General features: G+C 28.9%; 24 protein-coding genes. All 24 read left to right on the top strand.

Features of this window, described 5'->3' with window-relative positions; translation table 11 throughout:
- The first annotated feature begins 19 nt into the window (after positions 1–19).
- The gene (locus FYJ83_RS12815) at positions 20–556 is read left to right on the top strand and encodes an O-acetyl-ADP-ribose deacetylase (RefSeq protein WP_154441082.1); all 537 of its coding nucleotides are present in this window, start codon (positions 20–22) and stop codon (positions 554–556) included.
- Positions 557–625: 69 nt separating this feature from the next.
- Positions 626–1,279, top strand: coding sequence for a zinc dependent phospholipase C family protein (locus FYJ83_RS12810; RefSeq protein WP_154441080.1), 654 nt, complete (start codon positions 626–628; stop codon positions 1,277–1,279).
- A 128-nt stretch (positions 1,280–1,407) separates the two neighbouring features.
- Positions 1,408–2,511 carry a transglutaminase domain-containing protein gene (locus FYJ83_RS12805; RefSeq protein ID WP_154441078.1) on the top strand — a complete coding sequence of 368 codons (1,104 nt, stop codon included), beginning with the start codon at positions 1,408–1,410 and terminating at the stop codon, positions 2,509–2,511.
- Positions 2,512–2,529: 18 nt separating this feature from the next.
- Positions 2,530–3,003, top strand: coding sequence for an endolytic transglycosylase MltG (locus FYJ83_RS12800; RefSeq protein ID WP_154441076.1), 474 nt, complete (start codon positions 2,530–2,532; stop codon positions 3,001–3,003).
- A 162-nt stretch (positions 3,004–3,165) separates the two neighbouring features.
- Positions 3,166–3,900 (top strand): hypothetical protein, encoded by a 735-nt coding sequence (locus FYJ83_RS12795; protein WP_154441074.1) that lies wholly within the window; start codon positions 3,166–3,168, stop codon positions 3,898–3,900.
- A gap of 19 nt (positions 3,901–3,919) precedes the next feature.
- Positions 3,920–4,552, top strand: coding sequence for a CBS domain-containing protein (locus FYJ83_RS12790; protein WP_154441072.1), 633 nt, complete (start codon positions 3,920–3,922; stop codon positions 4,550–4,552).
- Between the two features lie 68 nt (positions 4,553–4,620).
- Positions 4,621–5,211, top strand: a complete 591-nt coding sequence (locus FYJ83_RS12785) for a BofC C-terminal domain-containing protein (RefSeq protein ID WP_154441070.1) — start codon at positions 4,621–4,623, stop codon at positions 5,209–5,211.
- Positions 5,212–5,293: 82 nt separating this feature from the next.
- On the top strand, positions 5,294–5,788 hold the full coding sequence (gene ruvC / locus FYJ83_RS12780; protein WP_154441068.1) for a crossover junction endodeoxyribonuclease RuvC: 495 nt from the start codon (positions 5,294–5,296) through the stop codon (positions 5,786–5,788).
- A gap of 21 nt (positions 5,789–5,809) precedes the next feature.
- On the top strand, positions 5,810–6,400 hold the full coding sequence (gene ruvA / locus FYJ83_RS12775; RefSeq protein ID WP_154441066.1) for a Holliday junction branch migration protein RuvA: 591 nt from the start codon (positions 5,810–5,812) through the stop codon (positions 6,398–6,400).
- A gap of 13 nt (positions 6,401–6,413) precedes the next feature.
- Positions 6,414–7,424 (top strand): Holliday junction branch migration DNA helicase RuvB, encoded by a 1,011-nt coding sequence (ruvB, locus tag FYJ83_RS12770; protein ID WP_216585136.1) that lies wholly within the window; start codon positions 6,414–6,416, stop codon positions 7,422–7,424.
- 27 nt (positions 7,425–7,451) lie between these two features.
- Positions 7,452–8,831: a SpoIID/LytB domain-containing protein gene (locus FYJ83_RS12765; RefSeq protein WP_154441064.1), complete on the top strand. Its 1,380-nt coding sequence runs from the start codon at positions 7,452–7,454 to the stop codon at positions 8,829–8,831.
- A gap of 35 nt (positions 8,832–8,866) precedes the next feature.
- Positions 8,867–9,892, top strand: coding sequence for a tRNA preQ1(34) S-adenosylmethionine ribosyltransferase-isomerase QueA (gene queA, locus FYJ83_RS12760; RefSeq protein WP_154441062.1), 1,026 nt, complete (start codon positions 8,867–8,869; stop codon positions 9,890–9,892).
- Between the two features lie 13 nt (positions 9,893–9,905).
- Positions 9,906–11,030: a tRNA guanosine(34) transglycosylase Tgt gene (gene tgt, locus FYJ83_RS12755; RefSeq protein WP_154441060.1), complete on the top strand. Its 1,125-nt coding sequence runs from the start codon at positions 9,906–9,908 to the stop codon at positions 11,028–11,030.
- Positions 11,031–11,085: 55 nt separating this feature from the next.
- Positions 11,086–11,403: a preprotein translocase subunit YajC gene (gene yajC / locus FYJ83_RS12750; RefSeq protein WP_154441058.1), complete on the top strand. Its 318-nt coding sequence runs from the start codon at positions 11,086–11,088 to the stop codon at positions 11,401–11,403.
- 93 nt (positions 11,404–11,496) lie between these two features.
- Entirely contained in the window at positions 11,497–11,874 is a 378-nt protein-coding gene (locus FYJ83_RS12745) for a TIGR04086 family membrane protein (RefSeq protein ID WP_154441056.1), read from the top strand.
- 76 nt (positions 11,875–11,950) lie between these two features.
- Positions 11,951–12,091, top strand: coding sequence for a six-cysteine ranthipeptide SCIFF (gene scfA / locus FYJ83_RS12740; RefSeq protein WP_154441054.1), 141 nt, complete (start codon positions 11,951–11,953; stop codon positions 12,089–12,091).
- Positions 12,092–12,158: 67 nt separating this feature from the next.
- Positions 12,159–13,520: a thioether cross-link-forming SCIFF peptide maturase gene (scfB, locus tag FYJ83_RS12735; RefSeq protein ID WP_154441052.1), complete on the top strand. Its 1,362-nt coding sequence runs from the start codon at positions 12,159–12,161 to the stop codon at positions 13,518–13,520.
- A 10-nt stretch (positions 13,521–13,530) separates the two neighbouring features.
- Complete coding sequence (gene secD / locus FYJ83_RS12730) at positions 13,531–14,832, top strand: protein translocase subunit SecD (RefSeq protein ID WP_154441050.1); 1,302 nt, start codon at positions 13,531–13,533, stop codon at positions 14,830–14,832.
- Positions 14,829–15,695: a protein translocase subunit SecF gene (secF, locus tag FYJ83_RS12725; RefSeq protein ID WP_154441048.1), complete on the top strand. Its 867-nt coding sequence runs from the start codon at positions 14,829–14,831 to the stop codon at positions 15,693–15,695. The genes secD and secF overlap by 4 nt, the downstream gene beginning before the upstream one ends.
- 148 nt (positions 15,696–15,843) lie before the next feature.
- Positions 15,844–17,613 (top strand): single-stranded-DNA-specific exonuclease RecJ, encoded by a 1,770-nt coding sequence (gene recJ / locus FYJ83_RS12720; protein ID WP_154441046.1) that lies wholly within the window; start codon positions 15,844–15,846, stop codon positions 17,611–17,613.
- 121 nt (positions 17,614–17,734) lie between these two features.
- Positions 17,735–19,897: a RelA/SpoT family protein gene (locus FYJ83_RS12715; RefSeq protein WP_154441044.1), complete on the top strand. Its 2,163-nt coding sequence runs from the start codon at positions 17,735–17,737 to the stop codon at positions 19,895–19,897.
- A 14-nt stretch (positions 19,898–19,911) separates the two neighbouring features.
- A complete protein-coding gene (gene dtd, locus FYJ83_RS12710; RefSeq protein ID WP_154441042.1) occupies positions 19,912–20,361 on the top strand; it encodes a D-aminoacyl-tRNA deacylase in 450 nt (149 codons plus the stop codon).
- Between the two features lie 11 nt (positions 20,362–20,372).
- Positions 20,373–20,993, top strand: coding sequence for an MBL fold metallo-hydrolase (locus tag FYJ83_RS12705; protein ID WP_154441040.1), 621 nt, complete (start codon positions 20,373–20,375; stop codon positions 20,991–20,993).
- 26 nt (positions 20,994–21,019) lie between these two features.
- Positions 21,020–22,498 carry a coproporphyrinogen dehydrogenase HemZ gene (gene hemZ / locus FYJ83_RS12700; RefSeq protein ID WP_154441038.1) on the top strand — a complete coding sequence of 493 codons (1,479 nt, stop codon included), beginning with the start codon at positions 21,020–21,022 and terminating at the stop codon, positions 22,496–22,498.
- The last annotated feature ends 13 nt before the right edge of the window (positions 22,499–22,511 follow it).

Genomic DNA, 22,511 nt, shown 5'->3' with positions numbered 1-22,511 from the left:
TTAATATAGGAGTGATTTAATGTATATATATAAAGATACAACGATTAATGTGTTATTAGGGGATATAACAGAAGTAAAAGTAGATGCCATAGTAAATGCAGCAAATAATACTTTACTAGGTGGTGGAGGTGTTGATGGAGCTATACATAGAGTTGGAGGTAAAACAATTCTAGAGCAATGTAAAAAGATAGGAGGATGTCCAACAGGAGAAGCAAGAATAACTACAGCAGGAAATCTTCCAAGTAATTATATAATACACACTGTAGGGCCTATATATAAGGATGGAGATTCAAGAGAAGAAAGATTATTATACGAAGCTTATTATAATTCACTACTTCTTGCAGAAGAATATAATATAAAATCTATAGCCTTTCCATCTATATCAACTGGGGCATATGAATACCCAATAGAAAAGGCTATGAAGGTAGCTGTTAGAGCCATTATGGATTTTATAGATAAAGAAGGAAAAATTTCAAGTATAAGTTTTGTACTATTTAAGGAAACTGATTTTATATTATATAATGATTATTTAAAAGAGAAAATATTACAAATTTGATATTATTTTTAATTGACTTTATATTCAAATTGTTATACTATCAAGTAGAACTTAAATCCAAACAAAGGGGTGTTTAAAATATTTGCAGATTCTCATAAAGTTATTGCATCTAAGATATATGATAATATATTTGATATATATGGTGTGAAACTAGATAAGGATAAATTATTATGGGGGGCTGTATGTCCTGATATACTACCACAATTTAAGTTAATTAGACATTATAAAGAAGAAAGCTTGAATGCTGTTGCTAAGGAAATCATGAAAATTATTTTCATTAGCAGATATTTAGAGTTTAATAAAATTCTTGATCCTTTGGCAATGAAAATATTAAGCAAAAAAATAGGGATTATATCTCATTATTTATGTGATTATGTTTGCATTCCTCATGCTAATAGATGGACATTTATAGATGGTATGGATGTTATGATAAAACATATAAAATATGAATCTCAATTAGACAATGTGGCTGTATCCCATGATTTTAAAAAGAATGTTATTAATGTTAAAGATTTAGATATATATGATATAGATGAAACGGAGCTAAAAAATAAAATAAAAGACTATATAAATAAAGTTGTTGAAGAGTATTCTTTAAAGACAGACTTTAAAAATGATCTGAACTTTGCATTATCGTTAAATTTAAAAATATCATACTTTATATTAGATACTATTTCATCATACTCAGAAGAATTAGATGGACATTTTGCTTTAGAATTTTAGTAACTTTTAAAAGATAAGCTCTATATTAGATTAATTGAGCTTATCTTTTTTATTGTAAAAAACCATTTTAGTTGGAAGAATAAAAAAAATAATATATACTATATTAGGAAGGAGTTGAGGAAAGGGATATGATGAAAAAGCTTACTAAGATTTTAATAATTGGATTCTTAGGTGTTTTATTGTTTTTTCTATATTTTGTTTTTAAATATGAGAAGTATAATATTTCTATATTAAATGATGTAACAGCTAATGAACATAGTGAGATAGATCAGGGTGAAGGAAAATCTAAGCTATATATAGAGCTTGAAAAAATGTTATTAGAAGGAGAAGAAGATATACAGTTTAAAAATACATTGTTGTTTAAAGATTCTAATGAAATATTTAGTACATTAGAAGAAATATCAAATGACAATCCAGAAATAATGTACTATAAGGGAGCAGAACATAGTTTTGGAAAGTTAAGACTTATATATTCAAAAGGAAAAGAAGAAATAAAAGAGCATAAAGAAGATATAAGAAAAATAAGAAGTGAATTCATATCTAAATATATACTACAAGAAATGTCAGATTACGAAAAAGTATTGACTATACATGATTATATAGTCAACAACAGCAGATATGATAATAGATTATTGACATCGGGAATAGTACCTCCAGAATCCTATAGCAGTTATGGAATATTGTCTTTAGGACTGGGAGTATGTGAAGGATATGCTAAGGCAATGAAATATTTACTAGATGGTATAGGGATTAAATCTATAATAGTAATAGGGGAGTCTAAGGGCCAAAGTCATGCTTGGAATTTAGTAGAAATAGAAGGTGAATATTATCATATAGATTCTACTTGGAATGATCCAATTACAAAGGATGGCTCAGATGTGTTAAGATATAATTTTTTTAATTTAAATGATAGTGAAATTTCCAAAACTCATAGCTGGAAAAAGGAGAATTATCCTGAATCTAAAGGTGAAAAATTCAATTATTTTAGATATAATAATTTAATAGTAGAGGATGAAGAAGAACTAATAAAAAAAATAAAGAGCATACTTTTTAATAGGGAGTCATATTTATTAGTTAAAATAATGAACTATAGTAGTGAAGAAATATCCATTAATAAAATAGTTGAGAAAATAGTATATGATAATTATGAATTAATACGACTAAACACCTATACATATTCCATAGATGAAGAATATGGCATAATAGAATTTAAGTTTGACTACAAAAAATAATTTAATGGAGGTTTAACAATGGGGAAGAAAGGTAAAATAGTGTACTTAATTTTGGGACTAGGTATAGGGGTTATTCTTACCAATATTCTACACTCACTTTATCCAATTGTAAAATATGTTGATTTAAGTGATGATATGATAATTGAAAGATCTAAAGAATTAGGTATGGTCAGCTTAAAAGAAAGCATAAATACTAATTTGGAGAAAGAAAAAGAGGAAGTTGTAGTTCCGCCAATAGAAGAAAAAGAAATCATAGAAGAAATTTTAGAGGAAGCAGAAATTGAAGTAGTAATCAAAAGTGGTGAAAGTTTAACACAGATTGCAAAAAAACTATTTGAATTAGGAATCATAGATAATGAAAAAGAATTTATTCAATTGGGAAAGAATAAAAAGTTATCTACCAAGTTTATAGTCGGAACTTATAAAATCAAAACCAATACAGATTATGATATAATTATGGATATTTTAACTAGAAAAGAAATAGAAAAATAATAAAAGATATAATATATTAAGTTTTTGTTATAAATCTATTATAGGTTTTTAAACAAATATACATCTATTTATAGTATAATGGTTTATGTTTCCATTATATTTTAATGTTATAGGTTTAAAAATTAAACAGTTGTAAATAATTGGTAAAAAGGAGGTTTTGGTATGGCAATAGAAAACAATGATTTATTAAGTATTTATGAAGGACTAATACATAGATTTCTTTATAAAAATGATATTAATTCCATACATATCCTTCTTAATCTATATGATTTAGAAGAAAATATTACAAATATTCGACCAAAATATATCTCTATTTACCATTTAAAAAAACATATGAGTAGATTTCTAAGAAAGAAAAGGGGAAACAATTTAATTGCTTTAAATCTTGGACAACTAATACATGAGGATATTAATAGGTTAGAATTATTTATTTATCTGGAAGGCTATAAACATGGTTATTACAATAATTATTGGGTAAATATTCTAGAGAAAACAATAGTCAAAAACATACCTGTAGAAAGATTATATAAAAATCAATATTTATATCACTTTGATAATAAGACTAAAGAGATACTTGATATTAAAAATTTAATCAATAAAGATATTCAAGAAAAAGAAAAACAGGACAAATATTTATTTAATAGTATAACTGATTATTGCTCAAAGGTATTAAGGGAAAAGATATTTAGTTTAAATAAATATTTAGATAAACAATTAACTATAGAGTATAATTCCAAGTACTATAGTATAAAAGAAGATTATAGTTTGTTAACAAGAAGTGAATTAAATAAAATATACGAAGAAATTATCAAAGTAGTACTTAAAGATGGATTTAAACATTATAAAGAAGCTTACTGGTATGGACTAAATGATAGAGTATTAAAGAGATATAAATAATAATTAAGGGGGAATTACAATGTTTATTAAAAACTATATGTTACCAAAAGAGGAGTTAATCACTGTTGATTTATCTGAAAGTATAGGAGAAGCTCTTAATAAAATCAATGAGGGGAATTTTTTATCTTTACCAGTAGTAGATGGTGCTGAGTTCAAAGGTATAATTATGAAAGAAGCAATCTATAGAATTTATTTAGAGTCAGGTAATTGCAACAGAGATGAATACTTAAATAACACTAAAGTAAAAGATATATATAATAATGATTATGAAAGCATTTCAGCAGATGAAAGAATCGAAACTGCTTCATATTTATTAAAACAACTTAGAACACCATTTTTACCTGTTTTTGACTCTACGAATAAATTTGTAGGTATATTAACTCATTTTGCAATTTTTAAAGCCTTTTCCGAAATATTTGGTATTGATAAAGGAACTAGAATTGTAATAAATATGTTTGATTTACCAGGACAACTAGCTAAACTTACAGATGTAATCAGAAAAGAAAATATAAATATAATAAATTTTGCTATTATGGACCCAGAAGTATTAGATTTAATTCAAGTAGTTCTTAGAGTAGATTCAGAAGATGTAGAGAGATTAGTAGAAAAGATTCAATCAGCAGGATTTAGAATTGGTGAAGTTGAAAAATAGTATAAGATGTATAAAATTTCATAAAATGGATACAATATCCCTCTAGATAGTATTCTGGAGGGATATTTATGAAAAAAGATAAAATTATACCTGTTTTTTTCTTTTCTTTAACTTTGTTTCTAATAAGTTTTATTGTTGGCTATCAATTAATGGGGAATAAATTAAATCCTCAAATTAGTAAAATGAAAGAAGAACAAGAAAACATACAGGATTATTCTGATTTGCAGATTTTAAAAGAGGATATTAGGATTTCCCCAAATACCTTTATTGAAGAAAGAATTCATCATACTACTTGTAATCATGTGGTTACAAAGGTTAATGAATCTAATGACGAATTCGTAAATATGACTAGAAATGAATTTGTAGATTATTTAGAAGAAAATTACCCTAATAAAAAACTTATATCATTCTCATCTAGTAATGTAACCATTGGAACTACAAAAAACCATTTGTGTGAGAATCATTATGTAGTAGGGGAAAAAGACGGCTCCATAGCCATATTTACAATAAATGAAGATGGTGAAAGAGTATTAGAAAATATATTAACAGACCATTCTATATCCTTATTGATGGAAGTGGATCAAGAAAAATTAATTGAGGGAATTGTTGTAGATAATGAAGACGAACTATCTGAAGTTTTAGAGAATTTCATTAGCTAACTAAGTTAGAAATCTAACTTAGTTTTTTCTTTGCAAATATGATACAATAGTATTTGAAATTAATGGAGAAAGGTGGCTAGAAATGATAATACTTGGAATTGACCCTGGAATAGCCATAGTAGGTTATAGTATTATAGAATGTAATGGGAATAAGTTTAATGCCATAGATTATGGTGCCATAAGAACAGATGCAGATACTTTATTTCCAGATAGAATAAAGATAATTTATGACAAGTTAATAGAGATTATAGACAAATATAATCCAGAAGATTTGGCTGTAGAAGAATTGTTTTTTAATAAAAACGTAAAAACAGCTATAAAGGTAGGACAGGCTAGAGGGGTAGAGATTCTGGCAGCAGTAAATAAAGGATTAAAAATATATGAGTATACTCCATTACAAATAAAACAGGCAGTAGTAGGGTATGGAAGAGCAGAAAAAGCACAGGTACAGGAAATGGTTAAAGTCTTGCTAAATTTAAAAGAGAAACCAAAACCTGATGACGTGGCAGATGCTTTAGCAGTAGCAATATGTCATGGTAGTTCTTTGAAATTTAAAGAATCTTTTAGAATGAAATAATATTTATAAAGGGTGAATATATTGTTTGAATTTATTATAGGAGATATAGTTGCTATAAATGAAGATTACATAGTATTACAAAATAATGGAATTGGATATAAGATATTTACTTCTATTAATTCAATGGTTAAACTGGAATTAGGAATGAAAAATTCAATGATTTACACAGAGCTTAGTGTAAGAGATGATGGTGTATTTCTTTATGGATTTATATCTCAAGAAGAAATGGATATGTTTAAATTATTGCTGATGGTTTCAAAGATTGGTCCTAAAATAGCACTAGGAATACTATCACATCTTACAACAAATCAGATTAAAGCTGCCATAATGAAAAAGGACTTGGATACATTATGTAAAGCACCGGGAATAGGTAAAAAAACTGCTGAAAGATTGATTTTGGAATTAAAGGATAGAATAGATAAAGATTTTGATATAGAGGAAGAAGATTCTAACAAATTAAACCTAAATGGCTATAATGAAGCCATAAATGGGTTAATGTCATTGGGATATACACGAATGGAAATAGAAAAGATCACTAGAACCATGGATATATCCAATATGGATATAGAAGATATAATTAGGGAAGCATTAAAAAGATTATCAAAACAGTAAGAAGGTGAAATAAGTGTCAGATAATAATGATAGAATAGTGGCTGGAGCCTTGAGAAGTGAAGACTTAGAAAGTGAACAAAGTTTACGTCCTAAATGGATAGCAGAATACATAGGACAAGATAAAGTAAAAGAAAAATTAAATATTTTTATTCAAGCAGCTAAAGGGAGGAATGAATCTCTAGATCATGTACTATTATATGGACCACCAGGATTAGGAAAAACTACATTGGCAAATATTATAGCAAATGAAATGGGAGTAAATATTAAAATAACATCAGGTCCAGCAATTGAAAGACCTGGAGATTTAGCAAGTATTTTAACTAATCTTTCAGAAGATGATGTTTTGTTTATTGATGAGATACACAGAATAAATAGGACTGTAGAAGAAATCTTATATCCTGCAATGGAAGATTTTGCTTTAGATATAATTATAGGGAAAGGACCTTCTGCTAGATCTGTAAGACTAGATTTGTCTAGATTTACCCTTATAGGTGCTACTACTAGGGCTGGGCTTTTAACTTCTCCACTTAGAGATAGATTTGGAGTAATGTTAAATTTAGAATTATACGATGAAGAAAACTTAAAACAGATTATAATTAGGTCAGCGGATATATTAAATATAGAAATTGAATCAGAAGGAGCTTTAGAAATTGCCAGAAGGTCTAGGGGCACTCCTAGAATAGCCAATAGGCTTCTAAGAAGAGTAAGAGATTATGCTCAAGTAGTAGAAAAAGGTATAATTACTTTAGAAGTAGCAAAAAAAGGTCTGGAAATTCTTGAAATAGACCCTCTAGGATTGGACAGTGTAGATAGAAAGCTTATATTGACTTTAATAGAGAACTTTGCTGGAGGTCCTGTAGGAGTAGATACATTGTCAGCTGCTACAGGAGAAGAAAGAATCACAATAGAAGATGTATATGAACCTTATCTTTTACAAATAGGTTTTTTAAATAGAACACCTAGAGGTAGAATAGTAACTAAAAGAGCATATGACCATTTTCATATTCCATATGAGGAAGATTAGAAATTGTAACAAGAAAGGGGCACACTTATGAAAAAAATATTAGCAGTTTTTTTAATTTTATTGTTCGCTGTAATTTTAATTCCTACTAATAACTCTTATGCCAATTCTATAGCAGGACAATATATAGATATTAAACTTACAAAACCCTCAAATCAAAAAAACCATATTAATTTCAGCAGTAGTACAGGATTTTCCTTAATAGATGCTTTAAATAAAGATTATATATTAATGGATATACAGGAAACCAATATAATTGCTACAGTAGATAACGGTAATATTTATTTAATGGATTCAAGGAATAATATTATATTTGATTTACCGAAGGACGGTAGTATTTTAATTAAATCCAATACATTGAATGATTCTATAATAACTGTTGAAAAAGACCGTTATAGGGATTATATTAAATTAATAAGTAAAAATAATGAAATACTTGTTATAAATCATGTAGAACTTGAGAATTATCTATATGGATTAGTTCCAGCAGAAATGCCAGTTAGTTTTCATAGGGAAGCATTGAAAGCTCAAGCAGTAGCAGCTAGAAGTTATACTCTTAAAAATATAAATAAACATAAAAACGAAGGGTTTAATCTTTGTGATACAACTCATTGTCATGTATATTCAGGATTTGAGTATGAAAACCCGATAACAAATTCTGTAGTTGATGAAACAAGAGGTATACTAGCCTATTATAATGGAGAAGTGATAGATGCTATATACCATTCCACCAGTAGCGGAGTTACAGAAGATAGTGCCAGTGTCTGGGGTGGAGACTTTCCTTATCTTAAATCTGTAGAAGATAATTTTTCCAAGGATTCACCTTATAGTAGCTGGACAATTAGTGTTGGATTTAATGAAATAAATAATAAATTAAAATCATCTGGAATAAATATAGGTGAATTTCAAGGAGTAGAAATAGTAGAGGAAACTTCCGCTGGAAGAGTAAACAAAATGAAAATTATTGGTACTAGTGGAGAAAAGATTATATCAGGTGCAGATTTTAGAAATCTAATAGGTGCAAGTAAATTTAAAAGTTCTTCTTTCAGCGTGAATGGAGGAATTAGTAGTAGAACTAGTGCAGGAAATAAAAAAGTTTATGTAATAGATGGTAATATGAATAGTGTAAAAACTGTAGATATTAACAATGCTTATATCCTAGACAATAAAGAAAAAAATACAGTAACTAGAAGTAGTGTAACGCGAGGAATAAGTAAAGATAGAATTGAAAATATAGGTGAGAACCAATCTACTTTAACATCTACATCAACTACAGAACTAATAATAGAAGGAAAAGGCTTTGGACATGGAGTAGGTATGAGTCAGTTTGGGGCAAAAAAAATGGCAGAGTTAGGATATTCTTTTGAACAAATTCTCAAATACTATTATACAGGAATAGATATTAGGTAAAAATAAGGATAATTATAACAAAGAAGGATGATTAAATGAAGCGAGAGGATTTTAATTTTATTTTACCAGAGGAGTTAATTGCTCAGCACCCTTTAGAAAATAGAGAGGAGTCTAAGTTATTAATATTAGATAAAGAAACTGGTAATATAGAACATAAACATTTTAAAGATATTATTGATTATTTAAGTAAAGGTGATTGTCTGGTTTTAAATGATACAAGAGTAATACCTGCCAGACTCTATGGTAATAGACCAAGCAAAGAAGAAAGTATAGAGATATTGCTTCTTAAAAGAATGGAAAATGATATTTGGGAAGTATTGGTAAAGCCAGGTAAAAAAGCTAGACCTGGGCATACAATAGAATTTGGGGAAGGTATATTAAAAGGTACAATTTTATCAATAGAGGAAGATGGGACTAGATTGATTAAATTTGAGTATAAAGGCATATTTGAAGAAATATTAGATAAACTAGGAGAAATGCCTTTACCTCCATATATAACAGAGGTTCTGGAAGATAGGGAAAGGTATCAGACCGTATATTCAAAAAATATAGGCTCAGCGGCAGCTCCTACAGCTGGACTACACTTTACTAATAGACTATTAGAAGATATTAAGAATAAGGGAATCAATATTGCTTATATAACCTTACATGTAGGTCTTGGAACTTTTAGACCAGTAAAAGTAGACAATATTTTGGAACATCATATGCACTCAGAGTATTATCAAATATCAGAAGAATCTGCTGCAATTATTAATAATACTAAATCTAAGGGAGGAAAAATCATATCTGTAGGTACTACTTCTACAAGGACATTGGAGACTGTAAGTAACGAGGATGGAAAGATCACTGAATCATCTGGATGGACAGATATATTTATTTATCCAGGATATAAGTTTAAAATCGTAGATAAGTTGATTACAAATTTTCACTTACCAGAATCAACATTACTTATGTTAGTTAGTGCATTGGCCACTCAAGAAAACATTCTTAATGCGTATAAAATAGCTGTAGAAGAAAAATATAGATTTTTTAGTTTTGGAGATGCAATGTTTATAAAGTAATAGGAGGAAAATAATGGCTATAAAGTTTGAACTAATAAAAGAGGCAAAGGATTCAAAAGCAAGACTTGGAAAATTATATACACCCCATGGAGTTATAGAAACTCCAATATTTATGCCAGTGGGAACTCGCGCAACTGTTAAAGCTATGACACCAGAAGAAGTAAAGGATTTAGGTGCACAAATAATTTTGAGTAATACCTACCATTTATATCTAAGGCCAGGACATAAATTAGTAGAAGAAGCAGGAGGACTCCATAAATTTATGAATTGGGACGGACCAATTTTAACAGATAGTGGTTGTTTTCAAGTTTTTAGTTTAGGAGATTTAAGAAAAATAAAAGAAGAAGGCGTAGAATTTAGATCTCATATAGATGGGTCAAAACATTTCATAAGTCCAGAAAAATCAATAGAAATTCAAAATTCATTGGGTTCAGATATTATGATGTGTTTTGACGAATGTACTCCCTATCCAGCAACTTATGAATACGCTAAACATTCAATGGAAAGAACTACTAGATGGGCTAAAAGATGTAAAGAATATCATAAAAATTGGGATAAACAAGGTCTGTTTGGTATAGTTCAAGGTGGAATGTATAAGGATTTAAGGGCACAAAGTGCAAAGGAATTAGTAGAGTTAGATTTTCCGGGATATGCCATAGGTGGTTTAAGTGTTGGAGAGCCAAAAGAATTGATGTGTGAAATGTTAGACTTTACTACTCCATTGTTACCTAAAGATAAACCCAGGTATAACATGGGTGTTGGAAGTCCAGATTACTTATTTGAGTCAGTAATAAGAGGAATAGACATGGCAGACTGTGTATTACCTACAAGAATTGCTAGAAATGGTACTGCAATGACCTCTCAAGGAAAGGTAGTTATTAGAAATGCAAAGTATTCAAAGGATTTTACTAAATTAGACTCAGAGTGTGATTGTTATACTTGTAGAAACTATTCTAAGGCATATATTCGCCATCTATTTAATGTTGATGAGATTTTGGGCTCTAGACTCACTACTATTCATAATTTATATTTTTTAATAAAGCTAATGGAAAATATAAGAGAGGCAATAAGGCAGGATAGATTATTGGAATATAGAGATGAATTTTATGAAAAATATGGTTACAATGATAAAAAATAGATGAAATATTTATTTTTTATTGTATAATAGATATAGAAAGGGAGGGATTTTTTATATGCCACAACAATTACAAGGGTTAATAATACCAATAGGTTTTTTTGCTTTACTGTATTTTATGATGATTAGACCACAAAAGAAAAAAGAACAACAAATAAGAGAAATGCGAAATGCTTTAAAAGTAGGCGATGAAGTAGTTACCATTGGTGGAATTCAGGGTAAGATTATTAAAGCTAAAGAAGATGTTATAACTATTGAAGTAGGAGCATCAAAAACAAGACTTGAAATGACTAGATGGTCTGTTGGTTCAGTAGTTAGTAAAAATGAAAAAGATAACAAAAATGAAGAAGTAAAAACTGAAGAAGATAAAGAGTAACAAAAAAGCTTCCTAAATTTCTAAGGAAGCTTTTTTTATGTAATAAATTCCTCTTTATTAAAATAGATTAAACTAAAGATAAGGAGGGATAATATGAAAGTCAAAAATTTAGACAAAGGTATTTACTTATTAAAGGGGTTATTGCTATCTTATATTGTTACTTGTATTCTAATATTGTTTTTCTCAGTATTGTTAACTTATTCAAACATGAGTGAAGGAAAAATGCCTTTATTAAATACTATAACAATGTTAATAAGTATAACAATAGGCAGTATTTATACAGCAGGGAAAGTAAAAGAAAAAGGTTGGATTAGTGGGGGGTTAGTAGGTATATCTTATTATATTATATTAATTGCACTAAATATGATATTTTTAAAACCACTGGTATTCGACATATTCTCTGCTTCTAAAATAATATTATCATCTGTCATGGGAGTAATAGGAGGAATTATAGGAATAAACTTGTCATAAAAAATAAAAAGAACTTTAAATAAAAAAAGTAATATGATATAATAAATAGCAGAAAAATACACAGGGAGGGATTAAGATGAAATACATAAAGACTATATCAAGCAGTAACCTAAAGAAGACCATAGCAAAAGGTGGATGTGGAGAGTGTCAAACATCTTGTCAGTCAGCTTGTAAAACATCCTGCACTGTAGGAAACCAAAAATGTGAAAATAAATAAGTAAATGAAAGGTGGTGGTTTATCCACTACTTTTTATTTTGTAAAATAATAATTGGGAGGAAGTTTAATGAGTAAAGCATCCAAGATGCATAAGTTTTTTTTGAATAATAAATATATAGTATTAGATGTAAATACTGGTGCAGTCCATGTAGTTGACAAAATTGTATATGAAATTTTAGATTTCTATGGTGAAAAATCTAAAGATGAAATAATAGAAATATTTAAAAGTGTTTATGGTGCTAAAGCTGTAGAAGATGTATATGAAGAAATAGAAGAATTGGTTAAAGAAGGATTACTATTATCTGATGATGTAGATATATCAAACTTTAAATATAATGAATCAAATATTGTTAAGGCAATGTGTCTACATGTAGCTCATGATTGTAATTTAAAATGTAACTATTGCTTTGCATCACAAGGAAACTTTAAAGGTGAAAGATCCATGATGTCTTTAGAAGTAGGAAAAAAGGCATTAGAGTATCTTGCTAAGAATTCAGGTTCAAGAAGAAATTTAGAAGTGGATTTCTTTGGAGGAGAACCACTTATGAATTTTGAATTAGTTAAGGATTTAGTAGATTATGGCAGAAGTTTAGAGAAGGAATATAACAAAAATTTTAGATTTACAATTACAACTAATGGAATATTGTTAGATGATGATAAAATTGACTTTATCAATGAAAATATGGATAATGTAGTTCTTAGTTTAGATGGAAGAAAAGATGTCAATGATAATATGAGGAAAACAATTAGTGGTGAGGGAAGCTACGATATTATTCTTCCAAAGTTTAAAAAAATGGTGGAAAAAAGAGGAGACAAGGATTATTATATTAGAGGAACTTTTACTAGCAACAATACTGACTTTTCCAAGGATGCTTTAGATTTTTATAATAATGGATTTAAAAAAATATCAATAGAACCTGTTGTAACACCAGAGGAAATGGATTATGCTTTAAGAGAAGAACACTTAGAGTCTGTTTTAAAGGAATATGAAGAATTCTCTAAGGAATATATTAATATAAAAAGAAATGATAAAGATTTTTATTTCTTTCATTTCATGATAGATTTAAATCAAGGGCCTTGTATTATTAAAAGAGCTGTAGGTTGTGGTGCAGGTTCTGAGTATATGGCTGTTACTCCAGAAGGGGATTTATATCCTTGTCATCAGTTTGTAGGCGAAGAGGATTTTAAAATCGGTGATGTTTTTGAAGGAGTAAAGAATACTGATTTAAGAGATAAATTTAAAAATGCAAATGTATATAGTAAAGAAGAGTGTAGAAAATGTTGGGCTAGATTTTATTGTAGTGGTGGATGTCATGCCAACTCATATCATGCACATAATGATTTGAAAAAAAGTTATAGTTTAGGATGTGAAATGGAGAAGAAAAGAATAGAGTGTGCTATTTCTATATTGGCAAATTTAGATAATTAGGAGGAAAAATATGAAATCTAAAAATACTATACTATTGGTACTTATATTTTCAATAGTAATAGGAAGTATATTTATATCCCTAAATGGTATTAAAATTGGAAAATATGAAATACCCAAAATTAAAGATGCCATAGATCTTGGATTGGATTTAGCAGGAGGAGTTTATGTAGTTTTAGAAGCTCAAACCAATGCAAAGGGAATAGAACTCCAAAAAATCATGGAGCAAACTAAGGTAATTATCGATGAAAGAGTAAATAGCTTAGGAGTATCAGAACCTAATATTACAATTGAAGGTAGCAATAGAATAAGGGTAGAATTAGCAGGTATAGATGACCCGCAAAAAGCTATTGAATTAATTGGAAAAACAGCACAATTACAATTTATTGATCCAAATAAAAATATAGTTTTAACAGGTAAAAATGTAGTAGGCTCAGAGGTGCAATATCATGAGAATCAGTTAGGACAACAGGAGATTGTTGTAAGTCTAGAATTAGATAAAGAAGGTACTAAGAATTTTGCTGAGGCTACGGGAAGACTTACGTTAGAAAAGAATATAGAAGATAGAATTATTTATATAGTATTAGATGACCAAATAATATCATACCCAGCAGTACAAAGTGCTGAAGAAGGGGGAACAGCTATTACAGATGGAAAAGCTGTTATAACAGGTAGTTTTACTTTGGAGGAAGCTAGTGAGCTAGCTGCTTTAATAAGAGCTGGTGCATTGCCAGTAGAGATGAAAGAGTTGCAAACATCTATTATAGGACCAACTTTGGGACTAGAAGCTTACGAAAAGAGTTTAAAGGCAGTAGGTATTGCACTTATTATAATTATGGTATTTATGGTAATTATATATAGGATACCTGGTTTGATAGCTTCCATTGGACTAATTATATATACATTAATAACAGTATTTACTATGTCAGCACTGGAAGTAAAATTAACTCTTCCTGGAATAGCAGGTTTAATTTTATCAATTGGTATGGCAGTAGATGCAAATGTTATTATATTTGAAAGAATAAAAGAAGAGATAAAGGTAGGGAAAACTTTAAGAACAGCTGTAGATGCAGGATTTAGAAGAGCCCTTACATCTGTAATGGATTCAAATATAACGACATTAATAGCTGGAGTAGTATTATACTATTTTGGTATAGGACCTATTAAGGGCTTTGGAGTAACTTTAATAATAGGTATAATAGCTTCTATGTTAACAGCAGTTATTATTTCTAAATATTTACTAAAGTTAATGGTATCTGTTACAGGTGGAAAGAACACTAAGCTTTATGGAGCTAATAGCGAGGTGAAAAGATGAATATTATAAAAAACAGAAAGATTTTTACAGTATGTTCAATTGTTATAATAGCTGTAGGACTTATTATGTTCTTTGTTAAAGGCTTTAACTATGGAATAGATTTTACAGGTGGAACATTAATAGAAATAAACACAGGAAAATTTATACCAGTAGATGAAGTAAGAGAAATCACAGATGAATATGATAAAAGTGCAAGTATTCTGCATGGTGGAGAGAACAAAAGTCAACTGATAATAAAAAGTACATTGGACTTTTCGAACAATACTGTAACAGATATAGTTAATAATCTTGCAGAAAAATACGATATAAATAACAAAGACTTCCAATCAGAAAAATTCGGACCTTTTATGGGGAAGGAAATAAGGAATAAAGCTTTATTATCTATATTAATAGCCACTGTACTTATGTTAATGTATATATCATGGAGATTTGAATTTGATTTTGGATTAGCAGCAATTATTGCTTTATTACATGATGTGTTAATTATGATTGCTGTTTATTCTATATTTAGAATACCAGTGAATAGCTCATTTATAGCAGCAATTTTAACAATTCTAGGATATTCTATTAATGATACCATCGTAATATTTGATAGAATAAGAGAAGAATCAAAACTTTATCCAAAGGAATCTATAGAGAATCTAGTAAATAATAGTGTAAAGAAATCTTTAACAAGAACAATTAACACTTCCCTTACTACCTTAATAGCTGTTATTGTATTATATATAATAGGAGTTGAGGATATAAAAGTATTAGCTTTACCTTTAATAGTAGGTATTATAACAGGAACTTACTCCTCCATATTTATTGCATCTCCTATTTGGTATAAACTTAAAAATAGAAAAATAAAAACTGCTAAATAAGCAGTTTTTATTTTATAATAGATAGTTAAGTTATATTTTATCGAAAAATGAAGAAATAGATAATAATAACTAGAATTAACATAGATAAAATGATAGAATTTATATAATAATTAAAAATATTTTAAATTTATTTATTGGAGTGAAATAGTTGGAAAAATGGTTTATACGAAATAAGTCAGCTGACTATAAGAAAATAGCGGCTCATTTTAAAATATCTGAGTTTTTGGCTAAATTATTAATTAATAGGGATGTAAATGACCATAGACTAATTGATAGCTTTATATACTCAAATTTAGATAAGTTACATAACCCTAAGACAATGAAGGATTTATCTAAGGGTGCAAATATCATTAAAGAGAAAATAATAAATAAAGATGCCATCCGAATAGTAGGAGATTATGATGTAGATGGAGTAATTTCTATTTATTTATTATATACTGTAATAAAACAATTTGGCGGAAATGTGGACTACGTTATTCCAAATAGAATCGATGATGGTTATGGTATAAATAATGAAATTGTAAGAGAAGCAAAGAAACAAGGTATAGATACAATAATAACCTGTGACAATGGCATAGCGGCTATAGAGCAGATAAAGTTAGCTAAAGAATTGAGTTTAACTGTAATAGTTACAGATCATCATGATTTACCATTTATAATAGATGAGTCAGGAGAAAAAGTATATTTAACCTTAGAGGCTGATGCAGTAATAAATCCAAAGCAACCAGATTGTGATTATGCTTTTGAAAAGCTTTGCGGTGCTGCAGTTGTGCTTAAACTAATCCAAGAGTTATATCTTTTATTCAATATCCCTTTGGAATCTACTTATGACTTACTGGAATATACTGCAATTGCAACAGTTTGTGATGTAGTTGATTTAGTTGATGAAAACAGAATTATAGCCAAAAAAGGTTTAGAACTTATAAATGAGACTAAAAATATTGGTTTAAAAGCTTTAATAAAAGAATCAGGAATAGAAAATAAAGAAATTGGAATCTATCATATAGGATTTATAATTGGCCCTAGCATTAATGCCTCTGGTAGATTAGATTCAGCGCTAAAATCTTTAGAATTACTTTTATGTGAAGAGGAAGAACTTGCACATACATTGGCTAAGGAACTTCGAGAAATAAATGAAGAAAGAAAGCAAATGACCATAGAAGGTGTAGAAAGAATCGTTAATACAATTGAATACTCTAACTTAAAGGATAATAAGGTTTTAGTTATTTATGAACCAAAAGTCCATGAAAGCATAGCAGGTATAATTGCAGGAAGGATTAAAGATAGATATAATAGGCCTACAATAGTTTTAACCAATGGAAAAGAAGGAGTAAAAGGCTCTGGAAGGTCCATAGAAGGATATAATATGTTTGAAGAACTATCAGAATGTAAAGAACTATTATCGAGATTTGGTGGACATCCTATGGCAGCAGGTCTATCTTTAGAGTATGAAAACATTCATATTCTTAGGGAGAAATTAAATCATAATATAAAATTAACAGAGGAAGATTTGATACCTAAGGTATATATCGATATGCACCTTCCCCTAGAATATATTAATTTTGCATTAATTAATGAACTGAAGCTTTTAGAACCCTTTGGAAAGGGCAATAATAAACCTATATTTGGTGAAAAGGATTTGAAAATAAATCGGGGATTTAGATTAGGTGTCAATAAGAATGTCTTAAAACTAATACTAGAAAACAAAAATAAGTCTGTTGTAGAAGCCATTTATTTTGGAGATATAGATGATTTTGAAGATTTAATAGTTACTAGATATGGAAGAACTCAACTTGAAAATATATACAAGGGTATAGATAATAATATAAATATAGATATATTATACTATCCTTCAATTAATGAATATAATGGAAAGACCAATATACAGATCACAATTCAAAGCTATAGGATTAGTTAATAATTTATTTATATTAAAATAATGATTAAAACAAATATAATCCCTAAAAACTGGGTAATTATAAGTAATTAAACTTTAATATTGTTGTAAAAATTCATTTTACGTAAAGAAGGTGAATCTAATGTTAGAAAACTTACTCTTAAAAATTGAACAGTATAATCCACAGGCTGATTTAAGCCTTATAGTTAAGGCTTATAACTTTGCACAATCTGCCCATGAAGGGCAGGTAAGAAATTCAGGTGAGAACTTTTTTATACATCCTTTCAATGTGGCAGTAATACTGGCAGATTTAAATATGGATACAGATACAATAATAGCAGGTCTGCTTCATGACGTTATAGAGGATACTGATAGGTCATATGAAGTTGTAGCTGAAGAATTTGGTATAGAAATAGCTGACTTAGTAGAAGGTGTTACAAAGCTAAAAAAACTTAATTATAAGACTAAGCAAGAGAGTCAGGCTGAAAATTTGAGAAAAATGGTTTTAGCCATGGCAAAGGACATTCGAGTTATTATAGTTAAATTAGCAGATAGACTTCACAATATGAGAACCTTAGAATATATGAGAGATGAGAAAAGAAAAGAAAAAGCTTTAGAAACATTGGAAATCTATGCACCATTGGCTCATAGATTAGGAATTTCAAAGATAAAATGGGAATTAGAGGATTTATCACTTAGATATCTGGACCCTGAAAATTATTATGATTTAGTTGACAGAGTTTCAAAGCGAAGACAAGAAAGAGAAGCCTATGTAAAAATAATTGTAGAAACCCTAAGTAAAAAATTAGATGAAGTTAAAATAAGATATGATATTAGCGGAAGACCAAAGAACTTTTATAGTATATATAAAAAAATGGTTCATCAAGGTAAAGCTTTTGAGCAGATATTCGATTTAACAGCCATAAGAATCATAGTAGATGATATGAAAGATTGTTATGAAGTTTTAGGTATAGTACACAGTCTATGGAAACCGCTTCCAGGAAGATTTAAAGACTATATTGCCATGCCTAAGCCAAATATGTATCAATCAATTCATACTACAGTAATTGGTCTAAAGGGAGAAATATTTGAAGTGCAAATTCGTACTTGGGAAATGCACAGAACAGCAGAATATGGTATAGCTGCTCACTGGAAATATAAAGAAGGAATAAATAAATCAGATAGCTTTGATGATAAACTAACATGGCTAAGACAATTAATGGAGTGGCAATCTGATTTAAATGATCCTACAGATTTTATGGAAACATTGAAAATCGATTTCTTTACAGATGAGGTTTTTATATTTACTCCGAAAGGAGATGTAATAAACCTTCCAGACGGCTCTACTCCTATAGATTTTGCCTATAGAGTTCACACTGAAGTAGGTAATAAATGTGTAGGAGCAAAAGTAGATGGAAGGATTGTTCCTTTAAATTATAAATTGAAAAATGGAAATATAGTAGAAGTTATTACATCGCCTAATAGTAATGGGCCTAGTAGAGATTGGATTAAGATAGTAAAAAGTACCCAAGCAAAAACTAAAATTAGGCAATGGTTTAAAGCTAAAGAAAAAGACTTTAATATAATAAGAGGAAAAGAAGCTTTAGAAAAAGAGGTTAAAAGATTAGGTTATAAATCATCAGAAATACTAAAAGATGAATGGATAAAAAATATTGCATCTAAGGTAAGTATAAACTCAATAGATGATTTATACGCTGCTGTTGGATATGGTAGTATAACTTTAAATCAGGTTATTTCAAAGCTTAAAATCCAATATAATGAATACTATAAAGTAGAAGATGAGAAAGCATTTGTAGAAAGTAAGATACAGCAGCCTACTCAAAGTAATGCTCAAAAACATACTCAAGGTATTAAAGTAAAAGGATTAGATAATATTAAAGTAAGATTTTCTAAATGCTGTAATCCAGTGCCAGGAGATGAAGTAGTAGGATATATAACTAGAGGTAGAGGTGTTTCTGTTCATAGAACCGATTGCCCCAATATAACAACATCAGATGAGACTGAAAGGTTTATTGAGGTTGAGTGGAACTTCCAAAAGAAAGCATCTTATCCAGCTGAAATTCAGATAAAAGCATCAGATAGGGCAGGGCTTTTAGCTGAAGTTACTCAGAAAATAACGGATTCTGATTTGGGAGTTTTATCTTTAAACGCTAGAACATCAAAGGATAAAATAGTATTTATAAATCTGACTCTCGAAATTAGAAATATTGAGGAACTAAAGGATTTAATGAAAAAGATAAAGAAAATAAGAAATATAATAGATGTATATAGAGTTACAGCTTAGAAAGAGGGAGAGACATGAGAATAGTAGTACAAAGAGTTTCAGAAGCATCAGTTAAAGTAGATGGAGAAATTGTGGGAAGTATAGATAAGGGTTTGCTCGTATTACTTGGTATAGGAGAAGGAGATGATTCTAAGGATTTAGATTATATGATAGATAAGGTATTGGGTCTTCGCATATTTGAAGATGAAAATAATAAGATGAACTTATCATTATTAGATATAGGAGGAGAATTATTAGTAGTGTCACAATTTACCCTCTATGGTGATGTGAGAAAAGGAAAAAGACCTAGCTTTATAGATTCTGCTCATCCAGATATAGCAGAAAAATATTACTTAGAATTTATTCAAAAAGCCATAGATAATGGAGTAAAAACTGAAAAAGGTATATTTGGAGCAGATATGAAGGTAAGTCTTATAAATGATGGACCTGTAACAATTTTATTAGATAGCAAAAAAACATTTTAGGAGTGATTAAGTTGGAAATAACTAGAGTACCAGCAGGAGTATACGCTGCTAACTGTTATATCATATATTCTAAAACTACTAAAGAGGGAATAATAGTAGACCCTGGAGGAGATGCAGACGATTTAGTTGAATATATAAAAAGAAATGATTTGAGTATAAAGCATATTATCCTCACCCATGGTCACGGAGATCATATAGGAGGAGTGAAGGAGTTAAAGGAAGCCCTTGAAGCTACAATTATGATACATGAAGACGATAGGGAAATGTTAATAGACGGGAATAAGAATCTTTCCACATCAATGGCAATGGGGACTGTGGAAATTGAACCAGATGTATTGCTTAAAGATGGAGATATTATAGAATTTGGAGATTTAAAGGCAGAAGTAATTCATACTCCTGGCCATACTGAGGGATGTATTTGTATAAAAATAGGAGAAAATATAATTACTGGAGATACATTATTCGCAGGTTCTATTGGCAGAACAGATTTATTTGGGGGGAACTATGAATCCATAATCAAATCAATAAAAGAGAAGTTAATGATTTATCCAGATGAAATTCAAGTATTTCCAGGACATGGAACTCCATCTACCATAGGTAAGGAAAGAGTATCCAATCCTTTTTTACGTTAATATACTCTATTAAATAAGGTGATTGAATGATAAAAGTATTACTAGTGGGTCATAAAGTTAAGTATGAATTAACTGAACTAACTAAAGTGTTTTTTCCCAAAGAAGAAATACAGTTTATTGAAGATAAAGAAGAATACTTAGGTGAAGGAATCTTTATAATCAGTGAACTATATGAAAGCAATAAAGAGATAAAAGCCATAACAAAATTATATATAGATAATATTTTAGCCAATCAATCAATTGAAGATATTAATCTAATAGAAATATATAGAGATACTTTAGATAAATATATAAGAATTGGAATTAAAAAATCCTTATATAATACATTAATAAATATATCTGAGAATGAAACTCCTTGGGGTATTTTAACTGGAATAAGACCAATAAAAATTATTCATGATCTATTAGATAAAAATATAGATGAAGATATAATAATAAAAACATTGACAAAGGAATATAAGCTAGACATTAAGAAAGCTAAACTTACATTGGATATTGGAAAAAGACAAAGAAGCTATATCTATCCTTTAGATAAAGATAGATATAGTCTTTATGTTAGTATACCTTTTTGTCCTACTCGATGTTTATACTGTTCTTTTCCAGCATTACCAATAGATAAATATAGAGACTATATTGAAGAATATATCATAAAACTAATGGATGAAATCAAGAGTATAAAAAACATAATGGAAGGTAAAAAGATAAATACAGTATATATAGGTGGCGGCACACCAACGGCAATTTTCCCAATGGAACTTGAAAGAATTATTCAATTTATATATAATGAATTTGGAGAGAAAAATATAAGGGAAATTACTGTGGAAGCAGGTAGACCTGATACTATAACTAAAGAGTATTTGGAAATGTTAAATAAAAATAATATTGGTAGAATAAGTATAAATCCTCAAACCATGAACGATAATACATTAAAACTTATAGGAAGACATCATAATTCATATGATATTATAAAGACTTTTAACTTGGCAAAAGAAATCGGATTTAATATAATAAATATGGACTTAATTATAGGGTTGCCAGGCGAAGGAGTTAGAGAAGTGAAACATACATTAGAAGAAGTTCAAGAGCTAGATCCAGAAAATCTTACTATACATACTCTTTCAGTAAAAAGAGGTTCTAAGTTTAAGGATACTATGGATAAGTATTCAATAGAAACTCAGCATGTTTTAAGTGAGATGTTAAATAAAACCATAAAAGCTTCAGATAAAATGGGACTAGTACCCTATTATCTTTATAGACAGAAGCAAATATTAGGAAACTTTGAAAATATAGGATATTGTAAACCAGAAATGGATTGCATATATAATATTATGATGATGGAAGAAAAAGAAACTATAATGGCAGCAGGTATGGGTTCAGTATCCAAGATTTATTTTCCACAGGAAAATAGAATAGAGAGAGTTCCAAATTTTAAAGATTTAAAGGAATATTTAAATAGAATTGATGAATTAATTGAAAATAAAAGAAAGATATTAGAAAATCACTAATAAAAGGGGATGA

This window comes from Tissierella pigra (assembly GCF_009695605.1).
Lineage (GTDB): Bacteria > Bacillota > Clostridia > Tissierellales > Tissierellaceae > Tissierella > Tissierella pigra.
The sequence above is the reverse complement of the archived record's forward strand: the minus strand, read 5'-3'. Positions and strand labels throughout refer to the sequence as shown.

Bases quoted from the DNA above. Each gene is read 5' to 3' on its own strand.
- FYJ83_RS12815 (WP_154441082.1), top strand. From the start codon at position 20: ATGTATATATATAAAGATACAACGATTAATGTGTTATTAGGGGATATA.
- FYJ83_RS12805 (WP_154441078.1), top strand. From the start codon at position 1,408: ATGATGAAAAAGCTTACTAAGATTTTAATAATTGGATTCTTAGGTGTT.
- FYJ83_RS12765 (WP_154441064.1), top strand. From the start codon at position 7,452: ATGAAAAAAATATTAGCAGTTTTTTTAATTTTATTGTTCGCTGTAATT.
- scfA (WP_154441054.1), top strand. From the start codon at position 11,951: ATGAAATACATAAAGACTATATCAAGCAGTAACCTAAAGAAGACCATA.
- FYJ83_RS12745 (WP_154441056.1), top strand. From the start codon at position 11,497: ATGAAAGTCAAAAATTTAGACAAAGGTATTTACTTATTAAAGGGGTTA.
- hemZ (WP_154441038.1), top strand. From the start codon at position 21,020: ATGATAAAAGTATTACTAGTGGGTCATAAAGTTAAGTATGAATTAACT.
- dtd (WP_154441042.1), top strand. From the start codon at position 19,912: ATGAGAATAGTAGTACAAAGAGTTTCAGAAGCATCAGTTAAAGTAGAT.
- FYJ83_RS12795 (WP_154441074.1), top strand. From the start codon at position 3,166: ATGGCAATAGAAAACAATGATTTATTAAGTATTTATGAAGGACTAATA.
- FYJ83_RS12800 (WP_154441076.1), top strand. From the start codon at position 2,530: ATGGGGAAGAAAGGTAAAATAGTGTACTTAATTTTGGGACTAGGTATA.
- ruvC (WP_154441068.1), top strand. From the start codon at position 5,294: ATGATAATACTTGGAATTGACCCTGGAATAGCCATAGTAGGTTATAGT.
- yajC (WP_154441058.1), top strand. From the start codon at position 11,086: ATGCCACAACAATTACAAGGGTTAATAATACCAATAGGTTTTTTTGCT.
- FYJ83_RS12790 (WP_154441072.1), top strand. From the start codon at position 3,920: ATGTTTATTAAAAACTATATGTTACCAAAAGAGGAGTTAATCACTGTT.
- secF (WP_154441048.1), top strand. From the start codon at position 14,829: ATGAATATTATAAAAAACAGAAAGATTTTTACAGTATGTTCAATTGTT.
- tgt (WP_154441060.1), top strand. From the start codon at position 9,906: ATGGCTATAAAGTTTGAACTAATAAAAGAGGCAAAGGATTCAAAAGCA.
- queA (WP_154441062.1), top strand. From the start codon at position 8,867: ATGAAGCGAGAGGATTTTAATTTTATTTTACCAGAGGAGTTAATTGCT.
- secD (WP_154441050.1), top strand. From the start codon at position 13,531: ATGAAATCTAAAAATACTATACTATTGGTACTTATATTTTCAATAGTA.
- scfB (WP_154441052.1), top strand. From the start codon at position 12,159: ATGAGTAAAGCATCCAAGATGCATAAGTTTTTTTTGAATAATAAATAT.
- FYJ83_RS12785 (WP_154441070.1), top strand. From the start codon at position 4,621: ATGAAAAAAGATAAAATTATACCTGTTTTTTTCTTTTCTTTAACTTTG.
- FYJ83_RS12715 (WP_154441044.1), top strand. From the start codon at position 17,735: ATGTTAGAAAACTTACTCTTAAAAATTGAACAGTATAATCCACAGGCT.